The organism is Streptomyces flaveolus, assembly GCF_000716535.1.
In the GTDB taxonomy this organism is placed as follows: domain Bacteria; phylum Actinomycetota; class Actinomycetes; order Streptomycetales; family Streptomycetaceae; genus Streptomyces; species Streptomyces flaveolus_A.
Genome location: NZ_JNWV01000023.1, coordinates 87695 through 109896, shown reverse-complemented (window position 1 = coordinate 109896; position 22202 = coordinate 87695). Strand labels below are relative to the sequence as shown.

Here is a 22202-nt window from a genome sequence, read left to right as displayed (position 1 = left end):
TCATGACCGACATCATCGCAGGCGTGGAAATACCCGAGACCTCGGCTGTCGCGGAGGCGACGGAATTTCTCCGGGAACGGACGAATCCGCTGATCTTCCACCACTCCCGGCGGGTATTCCTCTTCGGCACCCTCCACGCCCGTGCGCTGGACCTCCGGCCCGATCCCGAGCTGCTCTACATCTCCGCGATGTTCCACGACGCGGGCCTTCTGATCCCGTTCTCCGAAACGGAACAGCGTTTCGAGGTGGACGGCGCCGACCACGCCCGCAAGTTCCTGCTCGACCGCGGATTCTCCGAGAGCGCCGCCGAGGTGGTCTGGATGGCGATCGCCCTGCACACCACGCCGGGGATCCCCGGACGGCTGGGCCCCGAGATCGCTGCCACGACCTACGGCGTGCTGACGGACGCGATCGGCTGGGGGATGGACAGACTGGAAGGCGATCAGATGGACGAAATCGTCGCCGCGCATCCGCGAGGGGATTTCAAGAAGGAGTTCCTTCAGGCATTCCTCGACGGTCTCAAGGACCGTCCGGACACCACCTACGGCACCATGAACGCGGACATCCTGGAACACTTCGTCCCCGGCTTCCGCCGTGTTTCCATGGTCGAGCGCATCAACAATGCTGCCTGGCCGCGGTGACCCCGCAGCGGCCGGGGACGAACCGACGCAGCCGCCGCGTACTCGCCGCACCCCGCGTCGTCTGAGCCGACGCGCCGCCTTCAGCGTGCTGACGGTCACCACCGTCGTACTGATGGCGACCGCGAGCGCACCCTCACCGATCTACCCGCTGTACCGGGAACGCTGGGACTTCTCCGTCACCATGGTGACGGTCGTCTTCGCCGTGTACGTCGTGGGGCTCCTCGGAGCCCTGCTGACCCTGGGGCCGGTGAGCGACCGTCTGGGACGCCGTCCGGTGCTGCTCGCCGCGCTCCTGCTGGCGGCGGCCAGTACGGCGATCTTCTGGACGGCCGGCGGTGTCCTGTCCCTGGTGATCGCACGGACGGTGCAGGGCGTCGCCACCGGAACCGCCATCGGCGGGCTGGCCGCCGGGCTGGTCGACTTCTCCTCGGCGAGACGCCCGCATGCGGGGACCACGGTGACGGCGGTGGGGACGAGCGTGGGCCTGGCCGCCGGCGCCGCTGTCGTCGGACTGCTGGTCCAGTCGGTCGCCCACCCGGACACGTACGTCTTCTCGGCCCTCACTTGCGTCTTCCTGCTCCTCGCGGTGGCGGTGTGGTACATGCCCGAGACGGTCGCACCGCCGGCCGGCGAGCCGATCCGGCTCCGCCCGCGGGTGCGGATCCCGTACGGCTCCCGGCACCGGTTCCTGGCCGCCGTACCCGCCCTCGTGGCGGGCTGGTCCGTCACAGGGCTGTTCCTCGCCCTGACCCCGTCCGTCGTCGCAGGTGTCCTCCACGTCACCTGGGGAGCCGCAGGCGGGCTCGACATCGCCGCCCTGTTCCTCGCCGGTGGTGTGGGCGGCATGTGGTCCGCCCGGCACACGGTGCGGCGGGCCACACTGCTGGGCGCGGTCCTCCTGACCCTGGGATCGGCAGGACTGGCCGTGGCCATCGCCCTGCCTTCCCCGGTCGTCTACGCGTGCGGGGCCGTCGTGGCGGGGGCGGGGGTCGGCCTGACGTACAACGGAAATCTCCGCGCCATCGGCGAGGTCACCACCGCGCGGTCACGCTCGGAGGTCTTCTCCGCCGTGTACGTCGTCAGCTACGCGGCGCTGAGTCTTCCCGCCCTCGCGGCCGGCCTCCTGGCACCGGCATGGGGTTTGAGGACCACAAGTTTTCTCTACGTCGCGTTCGTCGGCTCCCTGTCGCTGCTCGCACTGGTCCACACGGCCCGGTCACGGACCGGCGGGCCCACGGGGCGCGACGCCGGATCCCCGCGCGGTGCCGACGCTCTCACCGCCTGCGCCGGCCGGTCCGGTCAGGCGGGGCCGGCCGTCGCACATCGCTCACCCCCGAACGGCGACGGTTCCCCGCCGAGGATTGGCTGACGTCCTCCACCACTCACCACACACCACGAAGGGATTGCTCGTGCGAGCCATCACCGTCCGGGACCGCGAAGCCGGGATCACAGGACTGACCCTGGAAGACCTGCCCCATCCCCACGCCGCCGAGAACGACGTCATCCTGCGGGTGCACGCCGCGGGATTCACCCGAGGAGAGCTCGACTGGCCCGCGAGCTGGACCGACCGCGCCGGCCGCGACCGCACCCCGAGCGTGCCCGGCCACGAGGTATCGGGCGTGGTGACGGAACTCGGCTACGGAACGACCGGCCTCACCGTCGGACAGCGCGTCTTCGGACTGACCGACTGGACCCGCGACGGCTCGCTCGCCGAGTACGTCGCCGTGGAAGCCCGCAACCTCGCCCCGCTCCCCGCCGACGTCGACCACACGGCGGCAGCCGCACTGCCGATCTCCGGACTGACCGCCTGGCAGGGCCTGTTCGACCACGCCGACCTCGTCACCGGGCAGACCGTCCTGATCCACGGCGCCGCCGGCGCGGTCGGCTCGATCGCCGTCCAGCTCGCACACGAGGCGGGAGCCCGCGTGGTCGGCTCCGGCCGCTCCGCGGACCGGGACACCGTCCTCGGCCTGGGCGCGCACGCGTTCCTCGACCTGGAGGCCGACCGGTGGGGGGACATCGGACAGGTCGACGTCGTGTTCGACGTGATCGGCGGCGACATCCTCGACCGCTCGGCCGCGCTGGTACGCGCCGGCGGCACGCTCGTCACCATCGCCCACCCGCCCACCGTGCGCCCCGACGACGGGCGAGCCCTCTTCTTCGTCGTGGAACCCGACCGCGCACGCCTCGCCGACCTCGCCCAGCGAGTGCGGGACGGCCGGCTCAAAATACGGGTCGGCGAGGTCCGTCCGCTGGCCGAGGCAGTCGCCGCCTTCACCTCGAAACAGCGCATCGCCGGCCGCACGATCATCCGCGTCACCGAGGACCGAGGGTGAGGAGACCGGCTGTCACGGCACCCCGCTGGAGTCGCGTGCCACGCCGCGTCCCGCTGTGCACCCGGGCGACATCGATCTCGACCTCCACGCCGCCCGGAAGGCCGGGAGCCGCGTCCGCGGCAAGCTCGATCGCCCGCCGCCCTGTCCGGTGCTAGCTTCGCGGCACGTCCTTGACGAAGACGACGCCGTCGGTGCTCGCCAGGTGGGCCGGATCGAGGGGGGAGTAGCCGAACCAGGGGGACACGCGGGGCGCGGGTCGCGTGTCGCCGAGGGCGGTGCCCAGCCGTGGGCCGTCGATGACGCACCGGTCCTCCGGAAGCACGTACAGGAGCCCTTCGAGGGTGTCCGGCGGCGGGGTGTCCACTCCCTGGTGCCGGATCGTGCCGAGGGCCGTGGCCACGAAGGCGTACTCCTCGCCGAGCTGGGCGCTCACCAACGCACCGGCGCCCCACCACTCCACCGGTCCCTCCCACATCCGCATCGTGCTCTTCTCCCGCTGGAGATGGGAGTTGTGGGCGTGGAGGAGCGCCGGGCCCCGAGCGGCGAGGGCGAGGAGGTTGTGGGCCATCATCACGTCCCGCAGCGCGCACAGCCGCGTCATGCGGGCCGGTGAGGTGTCGGCCATCCAGTAGTGGTAGCGCAGCAGGCCGGTGGCGGTGCGCCCGTACAGACGCGCCCGGTCCCACTCGTCCCGCGAGGTCGCCGTGATCAGGTGCGGCGTCTGCGCGTCGAGCAGCGCCACCAGATCGTCGGCGAGCAGCCGCAGCCGACCGGCCTCGGCCGACTGCCCCACGGACCGAGCCGGGTCCGTCATCGCGGCGGGATCGGTCCACCGGTCGTCGGCGCCGAGCAGGCGGTCGAGCGTTTCCGCGGTGCAAGGGAGCAGTTCCGCGCCCACCCCGGCCGCGAGGTACTCGTGGAGTGCGGTGAGGGCCTGCCGGGGACTCGCGGCTCCGGTGATCTCCAGCGGGCCGTCGAAACCGGCGAAGCGGATCCGCTCGGACGCGGGCCGGCCGTCGTTGTGGGCGCGCATCCAGCGAACGAGCTCCCGGTTGGCCGCGGACGTGCCCCAGCCGTGGCTGAATCCGCGCTCCATGACCTCGTCGAGAGTGCCCTTGCCCGAGGTGACGTACTCGTCCACCACCAGACCCGTCATGCAGTCGCTCTCGATCGCGATCGTCCGGTAGCCCTCCTCCTCGACGAGCTGCCGGAAGAGCTCGTTGCGCAGGTCGAGCAGAGCGTCTTCACCGTGCGTGGGCTCGCCCAGGGCGAGCAGCCGCGGCCGGGCCGGGAGCAGTCTCATGACGGCGGCAGCCTCGACGGCATGGGCGATGCCCTTGATGTCAGTAACCATGGATTCAACGGTATCTTTGAACCTTCGGTGGAAACTTCTCCGCGATACCGGCAGGCTGATGGGGCAAAACCTTCAAAGACACGAGAGGCTTCGGCCGGTCGATCTGGCCCGCGCGAACGGTCTGTCCACACAGGCGATCAGGAACTACGAGGAGGCCGGCATCCTTCCGGCCGCCGGTCGCACACCCCACGGCTACCGCCTCTACACCTCGCTGCACGCCCAGGCCCTGCGCGCGTTCCTCGCCCTGGTGCCGGGCCACGGCCACCAGACGGCGACGTCGATCATGCGAGCGGTGAACCAGGACGCGGTCGACGAGGCGTTCCGCGTCATCGACGAGAGCCACGCCCAACTCCTCGACGACCGGCGGACCCTCCACGCCGTGCAGAGCGCCCTGCGCGAACTGGAGTCCACCACGGCGCCCGCGCCTGATGCGAAGTCCGAGCCGATCGCGGAGTCAGTGCCCGGCGGCACGTTCATCGGGCCACTGGCGGTGAAGCTCGGACTCCGGCCCGCGACGCTGCGCAAGTGGGAGCGCGCCGGACTGCTGCGCCCGCGCCGCGACCCACGGACCGGATACCGCGTCTACGACGAGGCCGACGTACGGGACGCCCGGCTGGCCCACCAGCTCAGACGGGGCGGCTACCTGCTGGAACAGATCGCCCCGCTGATCGCCGAGGTGCGGGCGGCAGGTGGGCTGGAGCCACTGGAGGCCGCACTGTCCGACTGGCACGGCCGGCTGTCCGCCCGCGGGCGCGCGATGCTGGCCGGGGCCACCGAGTTGGCGGCCTACCTCCGAGAGCGCGAATCACCCACGGCCTGACCTGCGCCTGTGATGTCGCGACCGAGGCGACGACGGTCCTGTCGTCGTTGCGGAGCGGACGCTTAGGATCGCCGGCATGGCACTGCGACCCGTGATGGTGAACATAAAGGCTTGCGACGCCTCGGCGGTCGGCCGGTTCTGGGCGGAGGCGCTCGGCTGGACTGCTTACAGCCCCGGCGTCACCACCTACGTCGGCCCCGCCGGCGGCCTCGTCTGGCCCGACCCGGTCGCCGTCTGCGTCGACGTCGTTCCCGTCCCGGAGCCAAAGACAACGACGAAGAACCGTGTGCACCTCGACATCGCCACCACCTCTTCGGCCCATCAGAGGGAGTTGGTCGCGCGCCTGAAGGCTCTCGGTGCGACGCCCGTCGACGTGGGCCAGGGCGACGTGCCATGGACGGTCCTCGCCGATCCTGAGGGCAACGAGTTCTGCGTGCTGGAGCCTCGGGAGCACTACCGGGACACCGGACCGATCGCCCGGGTGGTGGCCGACTGCGCGGATCCGCGGGCCATGGCTCGGTTCTGGGGTGAGGCGATGGACTGGACCCTGCACGAGGTGACCGACGACCGTGCGGTGCTGCGCTCCGCCAAGGGTGTCGGTGCGTATCTCGAATTCCTCCGCACGCCCGGCGCGAAGACCGTGCCGGACCGCGTCCATCTCGACCTGCTGCCGTACCCCGGTGACGACAAAGCAGCGGAGGTGACCCGGCTGCGCGCTCTCGGCGCCACCGACCTCGACCTCGGCCAGGGCGACGTCCCGTGGACCTGCCTGGCCGACCCGGAGGGCCACGAGTTCTGCGTCCTCGCACTGTCCTGACGCGCAGGCTTGGGTGCGGTGCGGTGCGGTTGTGGTCCGGCGAGCGTCGTAGTCGGCCACTCCGCGTACCACCGCTGCGCGGGCCGCGGCGGAGGCTCGGCAGGTACGACCGGCGCCGTGGGTGCGGTCTCGGGCCGGTGGCAAGCCCGGACGCGTGGCGATCGCGGTGTCCGCACTGGCGGCGGTTGCGACGGGACTCGTGGCCGGACTCGGTGTGGGGCAGGCCGACAAGTGGGCGGTCCTCCCCGGAACCACGGTGCGCTGACCGTTGTGAGCGCCCTCACGGTGCCCGGGCGCCGTTTGGACGCGGGGCCGGATGGGCTGAGGTTCCGCACGGTACTGCGGTGGCGCCGGCTGGAGTGGGACGAGATCGTCGGCTTCGAGGATGTGCGCCAGCAGCGGTCCCCGCCTCCGCAGCACCAGTCTCCGTGTCGCGGCCAGGCTCGGTGCCGTACGTCGGCGCCACCGAGGTGCGCCCCTTCGAGGAGCGGGTGGCCGAGCCGCGCGCCCTGCGGCGCCGCTACTCGCGCGACACCACGGCGCGGTGGCCAGGGGCGTTCGGCATCGCCGCGTTCCTCATCGTCGCCCGGTGCGCCGCGACGGAGCGGCGGCTCCCACTGATCCCTTTCAACTCGGTCGAACCGCGCCCTGCCCAGGCTCCCTTCCCGCCCCTCTCAGCGCACGGGTACGCCACGCATGGCGAGCCGCAGCTCCTCGAACAGGTCACGCAGTTCGCTCGGCATACGGGGCGCCACCTCCGCGCCCACCTCCAGCAGGAGCCGGACGCCGCGCCGGAACTCCTTGTCGCCGATGGGCTCGTCCAGCATCCTCGCCACCTCGATCAACGGAGTACCGATGGAGACCTCGACCTCGTCCGGAAGACCGTCGAGGTAGACGTCGTCCTCGGTGAGCACGAGATCCACGATGCGGCGGGCGGCTTCCCTGACGGATGGCGAGCCGGTTTCGGACGGCACGGTTCCCCCTCATCTCAGGGCTGACAGCGGAAAGCACACCTGCGGGGTACCCGGATGACTGCGCCGTCGACGGCCTACAACCCGGGGCTGCGGAAGGGGAGTTCACGTCGAGCCTCATTCCCGGAGGGGATAGCCGATCTGGGCGATGTCCTCTCCAAGGGCGGCAAGGTCGACGTCGGGGTTCAGCGATGACACGACGCTCGGTGTGAGAGGCCGCAAGGCATAGACGTGACGCACGGCCTCAAGGCTTACCGACACCTCGTAGTACTCCTCCGCGAACTGCTGGTAGGCCTCGGGCCGGCCGTCAAGGAGTACGTCGAAGAGCCACTCCGCGCTGCCGTCGTCCTCCATTCCCTCCGGCAGAGCCTCGACGGCACCGCACCTCCAGTCGGTGTCCGCCTGCTCGCGCCAGAAGCACACCGTCGCCCGCGGCGTCCCGTCGGCTTCGCTGAAGGCGGGCTCCGTGACCTGAGGGAGAAAGGCTTCGGGCACTCCGTCGAACAGGCCGGGCCAAGGCGCTGGGGGCGTCGACCGGTGAGGACTCATCGGCGACTCGTGATCAAAGCCCCGGACATAGGCGCCCGCCGCTGAGAAGACGATCGAGTACTCATTGCCGCAGCCGTCGCGCATGGACGCCATCTCCTCCGCCGGCGACCAGCGGGAGTCGAACGAGTAGAACCGATGCCCCCAGTCCGGGCTCATGATGGCATCCACCATGGCCATGGCGCGGGAGCGATCCCGCACGATCGGAATCTCGGGCAGCCGGCGGATTACTTCGTACACAGACACAGCCACATCCAAGCATTCCCTGGCGGGGCTGTACTTGCCGTCCTCGACCGTACCGAAGGACGCCCCCAGGATCAGCGTTGCTCATTCCAGCGGGGCCATGCGCAAGGTGCTGGACACGCGTCGACGTTGCGCTCCGCGATAGGTTGCCCGCCATGGCTGAACTCGGACCCGTCGCCTGGCCACCCGCCCCGTTGAGGACCGAACGGCTCGTGCTCCGCGAGTCCGAGGCCCGGGACCGTACGGCGTTCATCGAGCTGTTCGCATCGCCGGAGGTGGGGACCTACATCGGTGGCCCTCGGCCGCGTGACGAGCTCGAGCGCGCGGTGCCTGAGGTGCCCGGGCGGCGCCCCGGCCTCTTCGTGGTCGATCTGGGCGGAGCGATGATCGGCATGGTCACGCTCGATCGGCGCGACGCAGAGCGCCCGGGTCACGTCCGTCCCGATGCCGGGGAGGCCGAGCTCGGCTACATGTTCCTGCCGGAGGCGTGGGGACGCGGGTACGCCGCAGAGGCGTGCGCAGCGGTGCTCGACTGGTTCGCCGACGCGTTTCCCGGCGAGCCGGTGGTGCTCTGCACCCAGACCGCCAACGACCGCGCGATGCGCCTCGCGGCGAAGCTGGGGTTCACCGAGGTGGAGCGGTTCGAGGAGTACGGCGCCGAGCAGTGGTTCGGTGTGTGGTCCCCGGTCGTGCACACATGCTGATCGCACTCGTTACCGGGGCTGCCATGAGGCTGAACACCTATTCGCCGGCGCGGGCCACGAGCAGCGGCTGGAAGAAGCCTGTCTCCTGCGGCATCCGCCACTCAGGGTCGACGAACCCGGCCTTGGCCACGAGGTCGGCAAGCCGCCCCTGGCCGAGTGCCCAGTAGGTGGTCCAGCGGACCTTGACGCGCCACTCCCCGCCTGCCGGAAGGAGTTGGAAATGCTCCAAGTCGTAGTGCTCGCCGTCGTCGTGCCAGTGCCATAGCTGAAAGGTGACGGTCCGTTCCCCGTCGGCGGCGGCCCGGTGCACGTGTGGAGGTGTCGAAGTGGGGCGGTCGCGCAGCAGATCTTCGTAGGGTCGTGTGCTGACCAGCAGCAGGCCGGCGGGACGCAACACGCGGCGCATCTCCGTCAAGGCGGCGCGGACATCCTGCTCTGTCAGCAGGTGAGGCAGCGAGTTGTCGGCGCAGACGACGCTGTCGAACCGGCCATCGGGAAACGGGAGGCGTCGCATGTCGGCGGCCGCCGCGGCCAAGCTCACGCCCCGGCGGGCGGCCTCACGGACAGCGCGGGCGGCGGCACGGGGGCTGAGGTCGGTGCCGGTGACGCTGTGCCCGCGCAGCGCCAGGCCGATGGCCTGCGTGCCGATGCCGCAGGAACAGTCGAGCACCGCCGTACGAGCCTGACCGATCAGGGCGTCCAGAGCGTCCCCTTGCCGACGGATGCTCGCGTCCCAGTCCGAGTAGATCAGGTGGTAGTCGTCGGCCAGTTCGTCGTAGAAGTGCGCCACTGACGCCTCGGGCATGGCCCGAGGCTACCGTGGGCCGGCCAAGGTGTGGCGGAGAAGCGCCCGCCGGTGCTCGCCACGGTTTCGCAACCGTCGCGGTGAAGGCAGCCGAGCAAATGGCACGCGACGTCGTCCCTAGGCGGTGGACGGCGTCCGCGTCCAGCGGTCAGGGTGCGTCCGGCCGGCTACGTCACCGCGGTCAGCGTCGCGTAGACCACGACGTTGCTCAGGTAGCCGGTGCGCTTGGTGTAGGCGCCGCCGCAGGTGATCAACCGGAGCTCGGGCCGGCCGGAACTGCCGTAGACCTTCTGGCTGGGGAACCTCTCTTTGTCGTAGAGCTCGACGGCGCGGACGGTGAACACCGCTGTCCGCCGGTCGGCCCGGCTGATCTCGATGGTGGCGCCCTCGGTCAGGGCACCGAGGTCGTAGAAGACACCGGGGTCGCCGGCGGGTGTGTCCACGTGCCCGGTGGCGATGGCGGTTCCTGCCGAGCCGGGAGTAGTGCCGTCGCCGTACCAGCCGACGTTGCCGGGCTCGTCAGCCGGCGGAGTCCGTAGTGCCCCTGCCGCGTCGAGGCCCACTCGTGTCACCGGGGCGTCCACTCCGATGGCGGCGATCCGGAGGCGGAGCGGATCTGCCGGGGGCATCGGGTGGAGGGTGGAGCCGGCGGGACGGGTGGGGTCCGCGGACGTGGGGAAGGCCTGGGCCGCCGATGGCCGCGGGGGTGACTTTCCGTCGTGCGCCCCACTGATCAGCAGCACCCCACCGGCCGCCATTGCCCAGGCCAGGAGGAGCACCGCGGGGCTGAACGGATCTCGGGAGCCGCTGGTGTGGTGTTTTGATGCCATAGCGGTTGAGTCTTTGCTTCACGGCGGGTGCGTTGCAGCGGGTGGTGTGGGCGTCGTGGTGGGCGGCCTCGCGGTCACCGGAACCATTCCGATCCAGGGCCGGTCACAGCTCGAACGGGGCTGGGTCGGCCGGTGGACTCGGACGGTCAGGTTCGGTTGTCGTTCGGGCGGCGGCACAACCAGACCGCACCCCCGGCGGCGGCCGTGAGGAGCAGCCCACCGCCCAGGGCGAGCACCATGCCCGTGTCCTCGGCAGGTCCGAATCCGGCGTTCACCGAGCCGCTCGGAGAACGTCCGGTGACCCGGTACGTTTCCGTGACCTTGGTCAGCGGCGGACACTTCAAGGTGACCGTGTCGCTGCCCGGCCGGGTTCCTTCCGGGATCTGGAACTCGCCCGTGAGCACGCCCTCCTCGTCGCCCGCGAAGAGGTGGAACTCTCCTCCCACCTCCGACCAGCCCTTGCCATAGTCCGCGTCGGCGTCGCAGGCCCTCGTACTGACCGTGACCGTGGACCCCGGTGGGGCATTCCAAGGTTCGATACTGACATCCGAGTCATCAGCGGCGGCAGCGGCCGGGATCTGCAGCCCGAGGGCACCGAGAACCAGGCCGATACCGGCACCCATGTGTCTGTAACGCATGCGAATCCTCCAACGGAACAGTGTCCGGCCTGCTGCGCGGCACAACTCCTGTGTTCCGCTCACGAGGCAACCGACAGTCCGTCAGTTCCGCAACCTGACGAGTCGCCCGATACGTCACCCGGTCAGACGCACCGGTGTTCCCGCTTGATCGCTTACGCAGGTCACCGACGCGGAGATCATCGGTACGCGTCACCCACCGCCCCGTCCCCATAACGGTGAAAGCCGGCCGGGCTCCCCCCTGCGGCGGCACGCGGCACGCCAGGCGCCGAGTGGGTGGATGACATCGTTGCCAACGGCCGATTTTCGCCTTTCGAATAAGTTGAAAGGTTAAGTAGCTTGATCGGCGGACCGGCCGGTTCCAACGAATTGTGGTTCCTGTATCGGACTTTCGTGGTCCCGCACACCTTGAGGTGAGTCCCATGAACGCATTCCGTACGAAGATCGCCGCACTCGCCGGCGCGGCAGCCGCCGCGTCGTTGCTCACTCTCACAACGGGCACCCCGGCCGGCGCGGACGAGCTGCCCGGCGTGCTCTTCTACACCGGTGCGAACAGTACGGGGACCGAGATGGCCGCCGACCTCGGCGATCCGGGAGTGTGCCACCAGTTGCCCCAGTCGGCCGCGTCCTACCTGGCCATATCGGACAAGAACGTCGAGGTCTACTTCAACCCCGACTGCAAGACCGGCGCCCCCGGTACCTCCGGAGACCTGTACTACGTGACGGGAACCCTCAACTCGGGCAACTTTCCCTTCCCGGCGGTGAGCTACCGGGTCCGCCCCGTGGGGGAGTGAGCAGTCGGGGGCGCCACAGTTCCCCGGGGGTGCGGACGTAGCGGCGCGACGTGGATGTCCGCGTGCGCCCGGCCTCGGCGCCGACCGGATGCCGGACCTCGCTTTCCTCGCATGCTCGGACCCGTCCCGGCTGTGCACCGGGCATGGCCGGGTCGGGCCGGGCACGGCCTGGTCCACGAGAGCCGGCCTGGCCTACGAGAGCCGAGCTTGGTGCGGGCGGTGGTGCGAGTGACCTGTCGGCGGGGGCGCGTCAGTTCGCTGTGGCGGGTGGCGCGGTGAGGCGCTGGTACAGCTCCCAGCTCGCCCGTTCGACCCAGTTGTGCAGAAGCTTGCCGTCCTCCCGGACCGCCCAGACCGCGGTCCCGGTGAAGGAGACCGGTCGCCCGTCGGCCTCGGTGCCCAGGACGCCGTTGTTCCGTCCGTGAACGCGCCAGCGCGAAGCGACCCGGCTCCCGTCATGGTTCTGGAAGGTTTCGATCACCTCCAGCCGCAGGTCGCCGACCTGGTCGAGGAAGCCCCTGATCCAGTTCTTGAAGTTGTCCCGCCCCTCGACGCGCTCGCCGCCGGTGGTGATGACGAAGTCCTCGACCACGAAGTCGTCGACCTTCTCCGGATCGTGTGCGTTCCACACGTGCGTCCAGAACGCCTCCACGATCTCGACGGAACTCGCGTAAGCCATGACGTCTCCTTCTGATCGATGAGCCATGCCACCGGGACCCGCCTGCCGGAGGTCGTGGCCGGGCAAGGCCGGGATGCCAGTCGGTGCGACGGACCGTGCCGCACTTTGCCCACCATACATAGAGGTATGTATGGTCGAAGCATGGAACGATCCTCCGACGCCAGGGAGCGCCTGATCGAAGGCGCCCGGCAACTGCTGTGGGACCGGGGTTACCTCGGCACGAGCCCGACAGCGATCCTGCACCGGTCGGGCGTGGGCCAGGGCAGCATGTATCACCACTTCAAAGGCAAACCCGATCTCGTCCTGGCCGCCGAGCGGCGCAGCGCGGAGCTGATGCAGGCGCAGATCCGCCAGATCTTCTCCGGCAGCGGCTCGGGGCTGCAACGGATCGTCGCGTACCTGCTTCTGGAACGAGACGTGCTGCGCGGATGCAGTGTCGGGCGGCTGGTGGGCGATCCGGAGATCGTCGCCGACGACGCGCTGCGTGCGCCGGTCCGGGAGACCTTCGGAGTTCTCGTCGGTTGCCTGGCCGAGGCCGTCGCCGAGGCGCAAGGGGCCGGCGAACTGGACGCACGCCTGCGGCCGGAGCAGACCGCCGCCGCTCTGGCCGCCATCGTCCAGGGCGGATACGCACTGGCTCGCGCCGAGCAGTCCGTCGACCCCTTCGACCGCGCGATCCAAGGCGCTCTGGACCTGCTCGGCGTCACCGCGGACGACGACGCCCTTGGCACCGGTCGAAGGACTTCATGACCGGCCGTCTGCCTGCGACTCACTCATGCCACGCCATCACCGGCACCCCGTGGCCCTGCTGAGTGGGTCACCAGACCGTGGCGACCCGCCCGATCCCGGTAGTGCCGCCGCCGGTTCCCACGCGGTCGCTCGTGCGGGAACCGTGCCCCGGTCGCGGTTCAGGTCCGGGAGGTGGCCTGGCCGTCGATGGGGATGTCCAGCAGGCCGGCCACGGCGGTGAGGGCTCTGCCCAGCGGGAGCGCGACGCGGGTGACGGCGTGCCGGTCACCTCGGGTCTGGTCCCGGTTGACGATGAGCACCGGCTTCCCGGCATCGGCCGCCTGGCGGACGAACCGCAGCCCGGACATCACCGTCAGCGAGGAACCGAGGACCAGTAGTGAAGCCGCCTCACGGACCAGCTTGCGGCAGTACTCGACCCGCTGCGGGGGAACCGCTTCGCCGAAGAACACGACGTCCGGTTTGAGGACGCCGCCGCAGATCACGCAGGGCAGTACGCGGAAGTCCTTGACTTGTTCGTCCGTGAGGTCCGCGTCACCGTCCGGGTTGATCCCCGCCGCCACCGGCTCGAAGCCCGGATTGGCCGCTTCCAGCCGCTGGGCGAGTTCGCCGCGCGGGCTGAAGGCGCCGCACCCGAGGCAGACGACCCGGTCCAGGCTTCCGTGGAGCTCCACGACGCCCTCGCTGCCGGCGGCCTGGTGCAGGCTGTCCACGTTCTGGGTGATCACGCCGGAAAGCAGGCCGTGCCGCCCGAACGCGGCCACGGCCCGGTGTCCCGCATTGGGGCGGGCGCGGCCGAAGGTGCGCCATCCGAGGTGGCTGCGCGCCCAGTACCGGCGCCGGGCCTGGGCGCTGCCGGTGAACTCCTGGTAGGTCATCGGGGTGTGCCGGCTCAGACTCCCGCCCTCGCCCCGGTAGTCGGGGATGCCCGACTCCGTGGAGATGCCCGCCCCACTGAGCACCAGCACCCCGCCGGCGCCCAGCGCGTCGGCGACCGGCTCCAGATCAGTGGTGCCGGGCGGCAGGTCCTCGGGAGGGGTCCAACTCAGAGTGGGGCGCATACGCATGCCGCCAGAGTACGAAACAGGCTGGCGTCGGGGTGGTCCGGTACAGCGTCCCGCACCTCTGAGGCCGACCGCGCACGGTCGCAGCGGCCGGCTCGTGCTGCGGAGGCCGGCGTGCGGGACCGGGCGGGGAGGGCTGAGCCCAGTACACCGCGGCGCACGGGCTCAGGAGCGCACCGACTCCCCGTATCCCTCAGGTCACGGGCGCTCGTCCAGGTGCATCGACCCGGACCCTCACCAGTCATTCCGACAGGAGGGGGCAATCGGATGCACAGTGGGCGGACGAACAGCAGAGCTCCGCCCACCCCACGGCACCCGACCACCGCCACCATCGGGTCATGGGTCCGAGCATGATCCACCGGACGACGGCATAGGGTTCCCCCATGGATCTGGACGAGGGGCGCAGGGCAGCCGAGGCCGGGGACTGGGTGGGCGCGGGACACGTCTTCGTCCGGGCCGCCATGGAGGGCAGTGCGGAGGGCGCCGAGCTGGCGGCTCGGGTGACCGTCGAGCTGGAACCGCTGGCGGACGGTGGGTCGGCGGAGGCCGCCGCGCTGCTCGCCGGGATCTACCTGGAGTACTTCGACGAGTCGGCCCTGCCGAGGGCCGTGCGTTATGCCCGCGCGGCAGCCGAGGCCGGGCTCCCGGCCGGTCAGCGCACCTACGGGCACATGCTGGCGACGGGCCGCGGCGTCGAGAAGGACGACGCGCGTGCTGCTGAGTTGTTCAGGTCGGCCGCCGAGGGCGGGGACGCCTACGGCATGTTCAATCTCGCCCAGCTGATCGAGGACCCCGACGAGTCCCTGCCACTGTTCGAGGGTGCCGCGCGCGAGGGGATCGTGGCCGCCGGCGCGGTCCTCGGCGACCGGCTGTCGGCGTTGGACCGCGACGAGGAAGCGCTGGCCTGGTACGTCTGGGCGGCCGAGCGCGGGCACACGGGTGCGATGAACGCCGCGGCCTGCTGGTATCGCGACGGCTTCGGTACCGCACCCGACCCGGTGCAGGCGGTGCGCTGGTTCTTCGTCATGCTCGCGCACGGTGACGGCAACGGCATCCACGAGGCGATCCAGCTGGCGAAGGCCGCGGCCCTGAACGAGGCGCAGATCCGCGAAGCCGGGCGACTCGCCCGCGATCCCGGGTCGGCGCAGGCCCTGATCGACACGGTCCTGGGTGGCAGCCGGAGCTGAGGCAGTGTCCGGCCGGAACTGATTCGCAGCCGCGTCCTGATGCGTCGTGGAGTGGCGGTCGGTCACCGGCTGCCGGGGCTTGTGGAACGCATCGAGAGCCACTTCGGGATGTGAGCGCGCCCAACGTAACTCGCGGTCGGAAGCTTGACTTCAGCAGCTGTGGCGCGGCGGCTGCTGCTGAAGGGGCGACAGGTCCTGACGCCACGACGGTCGGCCGGACCGGCCCCGCGAGGATCGCCGGACCGGCCCGGGGGGTTGACCGGTGAGAGTGGTGAACCCGTTTACTCCGATCAGGCCACGATCGCGATGACCTTCGCGGCGTATCCGACCGCCTGGATCGTCGAGTCGACCAGAGAGCCGAGGTTCACATTCACTTTGTTGGTGCAGCGCGCATTCCACCCGCCGCCGGAATCCCGCCAGGCGTCACGGATGGCCCGCCGTGTGTTGCTTCTGCTCCAGTTGTAGTCACGGGAGCCCGACTCGAAGGTCCCGTGCATCCGGCCTGCCGTTTGGAACACGAAGGCCGTGCCGTTGGAGAAGCGCACAACGCACACACCGGCGAAGTTGTAGCTGGGCGCGCCGGAGTCGTGCATGTGGCCGGAGTAACTGTAGGACCCGCTCGGGTAGACGCTCAGCGAGTACCAGCCGCCAACCGGGACACCGCCGCCGAAGGTCACGTTCCTGCCGAGGATGACCTGTGTCGGCAGGACGGCGGGGCTCCCGGGCGCGAGGGCCGCGGTGCCGGACGACGGTGCGGGCGCTGCCTCCGCCGCGGTCGGCGCAACGATGGTTCCTGCCGCGAGCAGAGCCGTTGCGACGGCTGAGGCGCCGCGGCGCTTGAGACCGCTCACCATGACTCCGCCTCCTTCGAGTATCGGAGTTAGAGCTGATGCTGACTTCAACTGTTGAACAGCGGTGTATCACTGCTGCGGAGCACGACCGGCCGGTCTCTTCCGACCTGCCACCAGCCGTGTTGACCTGAACTCAGACGCGGGGCCCCACTTGGTCCACTCTAGTCAGTCGGCCCCCTGTGCGCTCGACGAAGAACTGGCACTGGAGCAGCGGGATCGCCGACACCTCGGTGACCACTCCAACGTGTACGTGACGACGCACGCGACCATGGGCGGCTGTCCAGTACTCCGAGGCCGATCTGAAAAGTCCATGCGTGCACACAGTTGCTCGGTAGGGAGCCATGACCGCACAACAACTTTGCGGGGCTGGATCAGATTTGATGAGAAATCACAAAACATAAGGGCTTCGGCGGCAGCAGCGGCCAGATCACCGCCCACTCAACGAGGCCGCAGACGCCGGGTCGGCGCCAGAAAAACTCGCCTGCTGACTGATCGCCCAAGCGGAAACTCGAATCAATGGTGTCAGCCGCTGCAAGGGCCTCTCGGTAAACGACAGGCTGGTCGCGGTTGCCCGCCGTGTAGGGTCCTTGGCGTGCGCCGGGTTGGACGGTGGTCCCCGCCGATGCCGAGTTCGATGATCCACTGGTCTTCTGGTACGCAAGAGGATCGTCCGGCCGCGCTCGGCTGTCGATCCGTCGGCCGCGCCAGCGTGTCTATCGCTGCTGCCTCCCTCGCCGAGCGGCCGTCGAGCCCGGTGCCGGAGTCCCACCGGTCCCCGCCTCGAATACACCCCATGCCTGCGGGTGCCGTGAACCGGTCGGTGCCGTTCCTTCCGCGCGTCACGGAGAAGCAGCCATGCGTATGCCCTGCCGTTCCACGTCTCGTTGCTCATGTCGGATCACGGCCGGCGTAGCGCGCGGCCCTGATCGGCCTCGCGCTGGCACCACCGGCTCTGGCAGGGCCGGCGGCGACCGCTGCCGGAGCGACCGCGGTCCCGGCGCACCAGCTAAAGATGGAGAGGCCATACTTGTTCAGCTACGAATACAACGACCACCAAACTGCGTCTATCTGCGTCCGCTTCGATTGATACCCCAGCAGCGTCGCCTGGCCGCGGCAGGTGACGACCAGTCATCAGCGTGGCAAGGCCAGAACCGCTGCTGGAGTGTCATTACGGTTGCCGGAAGGCGGGGTACCACTCCGGCGTGTGGTCAGCGGGTCGCGAGGAACTCCAGCGTGTCGATCACGCGGTTCGAGAAACCCCACTCGTTGTCGTACCACGCGACCACCTTGATGTGACGGCCGTCGACGCGGGTGAGGGCCGAGTCGAAGATCGACGAGGCGGGGTTGCCCGTGATGTCGGACGACACGAGCGGGTCGTCCGAGTATTCGAGGATGCCGGCGAGCGGCCCCTCCGCTGCGGCGCGGTACGCCGCCAGCACCTCGTCGCGGGTCACATCGCTGGCGACGGTCGTGTTGAGTTCCACGATCGAGCCCACCGGCACCGGCACGCGGATCGAGTCGCCCGACAGCTTACCGTCGAGGTTCGGCAGCACCAGGCCGATCGCCTTCGCGGCGCCGGTCGTCGTCGGCACGATGTTGATGCCGGCGGCCCGGGCGCGACGGGCGTCGCGGTGCGGGCCGTCCTGCAGGTTCTGCTCCTGCGTGTAGGCGTGTACCGTCGTCATGAACCCGTGCTCGATGCCCGCGAGTTCGTCGAGGACCGCGGCCAGCGGCGCGAGCGCGTTGGTGGTGCAGGAGGCGTTCGAGACGATCGTGTGCACGGCCGGGTCGTAGGCGTCGGTGTTGACCCCGAACGCGAGGGTGACGTCGGCGCCGTCCGACGGCGCGCTGACGAGGACCTTCTTCGCGCCCGCGTCGAGGTGGGCGCGCGCGGCCTTGGCCGAGGTGAAGCGGCCGGTGGCTTCCAGGACGACGTCGACACCGAGTTCCGCCCACGGCAGGTGCGCCGGTTCGCGCTCGGCCAGCACCGTGATCCGACGGCCGTCGACGACGAGGGTGTCGCCGTCGACGGTCACCGGGCGTCCGAGCCGGCCGGCCGTGCTGTCGAAGGCGAGCAGCCGGGCGAGAGTGGCGGGCTCGGTCAGATCGTTGACGGCGACGATCTCCAGGGCACTGTCGCGCTCCAGCAGTGCGCGCAGCACGTTGCGTCCGATGCGGCCGAATCCGTTGATGGCGATGCGAGTCATGAGTGATGTCCCTTCCTTTCGCCACCAGGCTCGCCCGCGGCCCGCGCCGCTGACAGTGGCGAGATCGCCACGGTTCAAAAGGATCCCGCCAGCCGCCGGTGCCGGGCGGCGTTACTCGCCCCTGGTGAAGGTGCGCCGGTACTCGCTCGGAGTGGTGCCGAGGATGCGCTGGAAGTGCAGGCGCAGGTTCGCGCCGGTGCCGAGGCCGACGTCGGCGGCGATCTGTTCGACGCTGCGCTGTGAGCGTTCCAGCAGTTCGCGGGCCAGGTCGATGCGCGCACGCATCACCCACTGCAACGGCGTGTAACCGGTCTCCTCGACGAAGCGCCGGGAGAACGTGCGTGCCGAGACCCCCGCCTGCCGCGCCAGTATGTCGAGAGTGAGGGGCTCGTCGAGCCGGCGCAGCGCCCACTCGCGGGTGGCGGCGAACCGCTCGCCGAGCGGTTCCGGGACACTGCGCGGCACGTACTGGGCCTGGCCGCCGCTGCGGTAGGGGGCGGCGACCAGACGCCGGGCCGCGTGGTTGGACGCGGCCACTCCGAGGTCGCCGCGCAGGATGTGCAGGCACAGGTCGATGCCGGAGGCGGCGCCGGCCGAGGTGAGCACGCTGCCCTCGTCGACGAACAGCACGTTCTCGTCGACCTGGACCAGCGGATGCCTGGCCACGAGTGCCCGCGTGTAGTGCCAGTGCGTGGTGGCGCGCCTGCCGTCCAGCAGGCCCGTGGCGGCGAGCGCGAAGGCGCCCGTCGAGATGGCGGCGAGCCGCGCGCCCCGGTCGTGGGCGGCGATCAGCGCGTCGACGACGGCCTGCGGCGGGTCGTCGCGGTCCGGGAACCGGTAGCCGGGGACGAAGACGATGTCGGCCCACGCGAGCGCGTCGAGGCCGTGAGCGACGTGGTACGCGAGGCCGTCACCACCGGTCACGAGACCGGGTGTCGCCCCGCACACCCGCACCTCGTACGGCATGCTCGCGCGGGTCGTGAACACCTGCGCGGGAATTCCGACATCGAGCGGCTTCGCACCCTCGAGCACGAGGACGGCGACGCGACGAAGGCGGGAGGGTGGCACAGGGAAAGGCTACGTGGGGTGTGACGTCGATACGCCACCGCGCGGTCGCCGACCCGCGCCGTCACTCCTTCCTGCCGTGCGGCGCGGCGTTCAGCCTCAGAGTTGGATGGGCAAGTGGCGGGGGCCGCGGAGCATGGCGTTCTGACGGTAGGGGGGTGGGTCCTGGACCAGCCGGGCGGTGCCGAGGTGGGGGAGCAGGGCACCGAGCGCGGAATACGCCTCGATGCGGGCCAGGGGGCCGCCGTAGCAGATGTGGATGCCGCTGCCGAAGCCGAAGTGCTGGTTGTCCGGACGGGTGGGGTCGAACCGGTCGGGCTCGTGGAACCGCTTGGGGTCGCGGCTGCCCGAGGCCAGCACCAGGATGACGGTCGAGCCTTCCGGGACGGTGGTGCCGGCGACGTCGATGTCGGCGCGCGGGAGGCGCTCGCGCATGTGGACCGGAGGCTCGTAACGCAGCAGTTCCTCCACCGCTCGGGGCAGCAGTTCCGGTTCGCGGCGCAGCAGGTCCAGCTGGTCCGGCTGGCGCAGCAGGGTGAGCACACCGTTGGTGATGAGGTTGACCGTGGTCTCGTGTCCGGCGATGAGCAGCAGGACGGCCGTTTCGGCGAGTTCCTCCCGAGTGAGCCGCAGAGCCGGGTCGGGCTCGTTGACGAAGGCGGAGAGCATGTCGTCGCTGGGCTTGCCGCGGCGCTGTTCGGCGAGGTTCACCAAGTAGCCGCCCATCTCCATCTTCGCCTGGTCACCGGCCTTGTCCGTCTCGGTGGTGTCCGTACCGGGCCTGACGTCGGCGGCGGCGACGAGGACGTCGGACCAGGCCCTGAAGAGGGGCTCGTCCTCGCGCGGCACGCCGAGCAGGCGGCAGATCACCGTGACCGGCAGCGGGTAGGCGAAGTCGTCGACGAGATCGATCTGCGCGCCTGCGCGGAAGGAGGCCAGCAGTTCCTGGGTGATCCGGTCGATCTCGCCGCGCATGCCGTCGACGCGGTGGGGGCTGTGCGGCGGACCGAAGGGCCGCATGGCCAGGGTGCGCAGTCTGTGGTGTTCGGGGTCGTCGAGCCGCAGGAACGGCAGTTGCTGCGCCTCCCCGCCGCGGGTACGGGGATCGACACTCATCCGTGGGTCGTGGAGCAGGGCGGCGACCTCGTGGTAGGTGCCGATCAGGTAGCTTCCGTCAGCTTGCTGAACCACCGGACCGGCCGCGCGGAGTTCCGCGTACAGCGGGTACGGGTCAGGACGGCTGGAGTAGTCGGTGATGCGGGCCAGCAGGGTCTCGGAGGCCATGGCGGCTCCTCGTGGTCGAGCGGGACGTGGGCTACACCACGGTCAGTCGGCGGTCGGGAAGGTGACCGGTGAGCGCGACGGTCGGACCGTGGGACAGCACCGACGGATCGGGTACGTCGGAAGGGATCGTGACGTCGGCCGCGATCGCACGGTCCGGCGCGCCGGGCGGCGGCGGGAAGGGAGCGGCCGTCTCGATCAGATGCCGGTAGTAGTCGAGCGACTTGGCCATGTCGACGGTGACGGCCGCGGTGACCCGGCCCTTGTACCCGTAGACCATGGCAAGACGGCGGGCCTCCAACGAACCTTGGGCGATGACGACGTGGTCGGAGTAGGTGGGCACGCCCACGGATTTGATGTTGAGTCCGAACTGGGTCGACCAGAAGACCGGGACGGCCAGGTGCGGGCGTTGCAGCGGACCCGGGTTGACCATGTTGTGGGCCGCCACCTCGGCCTGCTCGACCGCGTTGCCCCAGTGCTCCAGGGACAGCATCTGGTAGCCGAAGAGCGGGTGGGGGAAGCGGGAGACGTCGCCGGCCACGAAGACGTCGTCGGTGACGATCCCGTACATGTTGAAGGCGCGGCATCCGGCGTCGCACGCGATCCCGCGCGGGCCCACCGCCAGCCCCGACTCCGCCAGCCATTCGACATTGCGGATCGCTCCCAACGCCGCGACGCACACGTCCGCGTCGACCCGGCCGCCGTCGGACAGCTCCGCACCGGTGAAGGCTCCGTTGCCGTTCAGGGCGGTGACCGTCACGCCGGTGCGCAGGTCCACGCCGTGGTTGCGCTGCATGACGGCCGCGAGCTTCGACAGGGTGCCGCCGAGGGCGCCGACCAGCGGAGCGGGGCCGCGCTCGGTGACCGTGACCTGGATCCCCAACTCCCGGCAGGCCGAGGCGATCTCCGAGCCCGTGAAGCCGCCGCCGATGACCAGCACCCGCTCCGGCCTCGCGGCGAGCCGCTCGGCCAGCCCGGCGCCGTCCTCGCGGGAACGCAGGGTGAACACCCCGTCCAGCGCGGCCTCCTCCTTGTTGGGCCAAGGCCGCGCGCGGGTACCGGTGGCGATCAACACCCGGTCGTACGGCAGCGACTCCCCGTCTTCCAGCAGCACCCGCTTCTCCAGCAGGTCCAGGCCCGTGGCGCGGACCCCCAGCCGCCACTCGGCGTCCGGATCCCGGCGCATCGGCAGCTCGGTGGTCTCCGCTGTCGCCTGCCCGAGCAGCACCTGCTTGGACAGCGGCGGACGGTCGTAGGGTGCGTGGGGTTCGTCCCCGACCACGGTCAGTGAGCCGGTGAAGCCTTCCTCGCGCAGCGTCTCCGCGGCCCGCAGCCCGGCCAGCGACGCACCGACGACGACGATGCGGCCGTCCTTGAGGTCACCGGGCACCGCTGGTCACCTCTTCCCCCAGGAGTATGGCCTGTACCGGGCAGGCCGCCGCGGCCTGGCGTACGCGTTCTTCCTGGTCGTCGGGTACGGCCGTGGCGTAGAGAAGGCCTTCCTCGCCGTGCAGCTCGAACACGTCCGGCGCGAGGAACACACACTGTGCGTATCCCTGGCAGCGCGTGAGATCGACAACGGTCCGCATCTTCACTACCTCCTCGGCCGTCACACCCCCCTCACC

The 22202-nt window shown here is 70.2% G+C and carries 23 protein-coding genes; 9 read left to right on the top strand and 14 right to left on the bottom strand.

Annotated elements, in window-relative coordinates:
* The first annotated feature begins 2 nt into the window (after positions 1-2).
* Genes OO52_RS25145 through OO52_RS25135 form a run of 3 tightly spaced genes read left to right on the top strand, consistent with a single transcriptional unit; the run spans position 3 to position 2977 of the window.
* A complete protein-coding gene (locus tag OO52_RS25145; RefSeq protein WP_030646073.1) occupies positions 3-641 on the top strand; it encodes an HD domain-containing protein in 639 nt (212 codons plus the stop codon).
* Complete coding sequence (locus OO52_RS25140; protein WP_078629892.1) at positions 622-2010, top strand: MFS transporter; 1389 nt, start codon at positions 622-624, stop codon at positions 2008-2010. The genes OO52_RS25145 and OO52_RS25140 overlap by 20 nt, the downstream gene beginning before the upstream one ends.
* Positions 2011-2050: 40 nt before the next feature.
* Positions 2051-2977 carry an NADP-dependent oxidoreductase gene (locus OO52_RS25135; RefSeq protein WP_030646069.1) on the top strand — a complete coding sequence of 309 codons (927 nt, stop codon included), beginning with the start codon at positions 2051-2053 and terminating at the stop codon, positions 2975-2977.
* A gap of 151 nt (positions 2978-3128) precedes the next feature.
* On the opposite strand, the gene OO52_RS25130 is transcribed toward OO52_RS25135, so the two are convergent.
* Positions 3129-4331: an erythromycin esterase family protein gene (locus tag OO52_RS25130; protein ID WP_030646067.1), complete on the bottom strand. Its 1203-nt coding sequence runs from the start codon at positions 4329-4331 to the stop codon at positions 3129-3131.
* A gap of 58 nt (positions 4332-4389) precedes the next feature.
* On the opposite strand from OO52_RS25130, the gene OO52_RS25125 reads away from it, so the two are divergent.
* On the top strand, positions 4390-5151 hold the full coding sequence (locus OO52_RS25125; protein ID WP_030646065.1) for a TioE family transcriptional regulator: 762 nt from the start codon (positions 4390-4392) through the stop codon (positions 5149-5151).
* 76 nt (positions 5152-5227) lie between these two features.
* Positions 5228-5968 carry a VOC family protein gene (locus OO52_RS25120; RefSeq protein ID WP_030646063.1) on the top strand — a complete coding sequence of 247 codons (741 nt, stop codon included), beginning with the start codon at positions 5228-5230 and terminating at the stop codon, positions 5966-5968.
* A 674-nt stretch (positions 5969-6642) separates the two neighbouring features.
* On the opposite strand, the gene OO52_RS25115 is transcribed toward OO52_RS25120, so the two are convergent.
* Together OO52_RS25115 and OO52_RS25110 are read right to left on the bottom strand one after the other, a co-directional pair.
* A complete protein-coding gene (locus OO52_RS25115; RefSeq protein ID WP_234339680.1) occupies positions 6643-6942 on the bottom strand; it encodes a hypothetical protein in 300 nt (99 codons plus the stop codon).
* 114 nt (positions 6943-7056) lie between these two features.
* The gene (locus OO52_RS25110) at positions 7057-7731 is read right to left on the bottom strand and encodes a hypothetical protein (RefSeq protein ID WP_030646059.1); all 675 of its coding nucleotides are present in this window, start codon (positions 7729-7731) and stop codon (positions 7057-7059) included.
* Positions 7732-7883: 152 nt separating this feature from the next.
* Here OO52_RS25110 and OO52_RS25105 point away from each other — a divergent pair, with 152 nt between their 5' ends.
* On the top strand, positions 7884-8432 hold the full coding sequence (locus OO52_RS25105; RefSeq protein WP_030646057.1) for a GNAT family N-acetyltransferase: 549 nt from the start codon (positions 7884-7886) through the stop codon (positions 8430-8432).
* 37 nt (positions 8433-8469) lie between these two features.
* On the opposite strand, the gene OO52_RS25100 is transcribed toward OO52_RS25105, so the two are convergent.
* The 3 genes from OO52_RS25100 to OO52_RS25090 form a co-directional block, all read right to left on the bottom strand.
* Complete coding sequence (locus OO52_RS25100) at positions 8470-9237, bottom strand: class I SAM-dependent methyltransferase (protein ID WP_030646055.1); 768 nt, start codon at positions 9235-9237, stop codon at positions 8470-8472.
* 167 nt (positions 9238-9404) lie between these two features.
* Entirely contained in the window at positions 9405-9866 is a 462-nt protein-coding gene (locus tag OO52_RS25095) for a class F sortase (protein ID WP_234339678.1), read from the bottom strand.
* Between the two features lie 347 nt (positions 9867-10213).
* Positions 10214-10768: a sortase gene (locus OO52_RS25090; protein WP_234337803.1), complete on the bottom strand. Its 555-nt coding sequence runs from the start codon at positions 10766-10768 to the stop codon at positions 10214-10216.
* A gap of 356 nt (positions 10769-11124) precedes the next feature.
* Here OO52_RS25090 and OO52_RS25085 point away from each other — a divergent pair, with 356 nt between their 5' ends.
* On the top strand, positions 11125-11496 hold the full coding sequence (locus OO52_RS25085; protein ID WP_030646051.1) for a hypothetical protein: 372 nt from the start codon (positions 11125-11127) through the stop codon (positions 11494-11496).
* A 250-nt stretch (positions 11497-11746) separates the two neighbouring features.
* On the opposite strand, the gene OO52_RS25080 is transcribed toward OO52_RS25085, so the two are convergent.
* Positions 11747-12175, bottom strand: coding sequence for an ester cyclase (locus OO52_RS25080; protein ID WP_030646049.1), 429 nt, complete (start codon positions 12173-12175; stop codon positions 11747-11749).
* Between the two features lie 141 nt (positions 12176-12316).
* On the opposite strand from OO52_RS25080, the gene OO52_RS25075 reads away from it, so the two are divergent.
* On the top strand, positions 12317-12925 hold the full coding sequence (locus OO52_RS25075) for a TetR/AcrR family transcriptional regulator (protein ID WP_234339662.1): 609 nt from the start codon (positions 12317-12319) through the stop codon (positions 12923-12925).
* Between the two features lie 158 nt (positions 12926-13083).
* Here OO52_RS25075 and OO52_RS25070 read toward each other — a convergent pair whose 3' ends face one another.
* A complete protein-coding gene (locus OO52_RS25070; protein ID WP_030646046.1) occupies positions 13084-13989 on the bottom strand; it encodes an NAD-dependent protein deacetylase in 906 nt (301 codons plus the stop codon).
* A gap of 380 nt (positions 13990-14369) precedes the next feature.
* Between OO52_RS25070 and OO52_RS25065 the strand changes: the two genes are divergently transcribed.
* Positions 14370-15173 carry a tetratricopeptide repeat protein gene (locus tag OO52_RS25065; protein WP_030646044.1) on the top strand — a complete coding sequence of 268 codons (804 nt, stop codon included), beginning with the start codon at positions 14370-14372 and terminating at the stop codon, positions 15171-15173.
* A 290-nt stretch (positions 15174-15463) separates the two neighbouring features.
* Here OO52_RS25065 and OO52_RS25060 read toward each other — a convergent pair whose 3' ends face one another.
* From OO52_RS25060 to OO52_RS25035, 6 genes are all read right to left on the bottom strand, one after another.
* Positions 15464-16027 (bottom strand): hypothetical protein, encoded by a 564-nt coding sequence (locus tag OO52_RS25060; RefSeq protein WP_030646042.1) that lies wholly within the window; start codon positions 16025-16027, stop codon positions 15464-15466.
* 1205 nt (positions 16028-17232) lie between these two features.
* The gene (gene gap, locus OO52_RS25055) at positions 17233-18231 is read right to left on the bottom strand and encodes a type I glyceraldehyde-3-phosphate dehydrogenase (RefSeq protein ID WP_030646040.1); all 999 of its coding nucleotides are present in this window, start codon (positions 18229-18231) and stop codon (positions 17233-17235) included.
* A 111-nt stretch (positions 18232-18342) separates the two neighbouring features.
* Positions 18343-19299 (bottom strand): GlxA family transcriptional regulator, encoded by a 957-nt coding sequence (locus tag OO52_RS25050; protein ID WP_030646037.1) that lies wholly within the window; start codon positions 19297-19299, stop codon positions 18343-18345.
* A gap of 96 nt (positions 19300-19395) precedes the next feature.
* Positions 19396-20580: a cytochrome P450 gene (locus OO52_RS25045; protein ID WP_030646034.1), complete on the bottom strand. Its 1185-nt coding sequence runs from the start codon at positions 20578-20580 to the stop codon at positions 19396-19398.
* Between the two features lie 31 nt (positions 20581-20611).
* Positions 20612-21967 (bottom strand): NAD(P)/FAD-dependent oxidoreductase, encoded by a 1356-nt coding sequence (locus OO52_RS25040; protein WP_030646032.1) that lies wholly within the window; start codon positions 21965-21967, stop codon positions 20612-20614.
* Positions 21957-22166 carry a ferredoxin gene (locus tag OO52_RS25035; RefSeq protein WP_030646030.1) on the bottom strand — a complete coding sequence of 70 codons (210 nt, stop codon included), beginning with the start codon at positions 22164-22166 and terminating at the stop codon, positions 21957-21959. The genes OO52_RS25040 and OO52_RS25035 overlap by 11 nt, the downstream gene beginning before the upstream one ends.
* Positions 22167-22202: the final 36 nt, after the last annotated feature.

Coding starts and splice junctions, on each gene's coding strand:
- OO52_RS25145 (WP_030646073.1), top strand. CDS start 3: ATGACCGACATCATCGCAGGCGTGGAAATACCCGAGACCTCGGCTGTC.
- OO52_RS25140 (WP_078629892.1), top strand. CDS start 622: ATGCTGCCTGGCCGCGGTGACCCCGCAGCGGCCGGGGACGAACCGACG.
- OO52_RS25130 (WP_030646067.1), bottom strand. CDS start 4,331: ATGGTTACTGACATCAAGGGCATCGCCCATGCCGTCGAGGCTGCCGCC.
- OO52_RS25125 (WP_030646065.1), top strand. CDS start 4,390: ATGGGGCAAAACCTTCAAAGACACGAGAGGCTTCGGCCGGTCGATCTG.
- OO52_RS25120 (WP_030646063.1), top strand. CDS start 5,228: ATGGCACTGCGACCCGTGATGGTGAACATAAAGGCTTGCGACGCCTCG.
- OO52_RS25105 (WP_030646057.1), top strand. CDS start 7,884: ATGGCTGAACTCGGACCCGTCGCCTGGCCACCCGCCCCGTTGAGGACC.
- OO52_RS25100 (WP_030646055.1), bottom strand. CDS start 9,237: ATGCCCGAGGCGTCAGTGGCGCACTTCTACGACGAACTGGCCGACGAC.
- OO52_RS25095 (WP_234339678.1), bottom strand. CDS start 9,866: ATGCCCCCGGCAGATCCGCTCCGCCTCCGGATCGCCGCCATCGGAGTG.
- OO52_RS25085 (WP_030646051.1), top strand. CDS start 11,125: ATGAACGCATTCCGTACGAAGATCGCCGCACTCGCCGGCGCGGCAGCC.
- OO52_RS25080 (WP_030646049.1), bottom strand. CDS start 12,175: ATGGCTTACGCGAGTTCCGTCGAGATCGTGGAGGCGTTCTGGACGCAC.
- OO52_RS25075 (WP_234339662.1), top strand. CDS start 12,317: ATGGAACGATCCTCCGACGCCAGGGAGCGCCTGATCGAAGGCGCCCGG.
- OO52_RS25070 (WP_030646046.1), bottom strand. CDS start 13,989: ATGCGTATGCGCCCCACTCTGAGTTGGACCCCTCCCGAGGACCTGCCG.
- OO52_RS25065 (WP_030646044.1), top strand. CDS start 14,370: ATGGATCTGGACGAGGGGCGCAGGGCAGCCGAGGCCGGGGACTGGGTG.
- OO52_RS25060 (WP_030646042.1), bottom strand. CDS start 16,027: ATGGTGAGCGGTCTCAAGCGCCGCGGCGCCTCAGCCGTCGCAACGGCT.
- gap (WP_030646040.1), bottom strand. CDS start 18,231: ATGACTCGCATCGCCATCAACGGATTCGGCCGCATCGGACGCAACGTG.
- OO52_RS25045 (WP_030646034.1), bottom strand. CDS start 20,580: ATGGCCTCCGAGACCCTGCTGGCCCGCATCACCGACTACTCCAGCCGT.
- OO52_RS25035 (WP_030646030.1), bottom strand. CDS start 22,166: ATGCGGACCGTTGTCGATCTCACGCGCTGCCAGGGATACGCACAGTGT.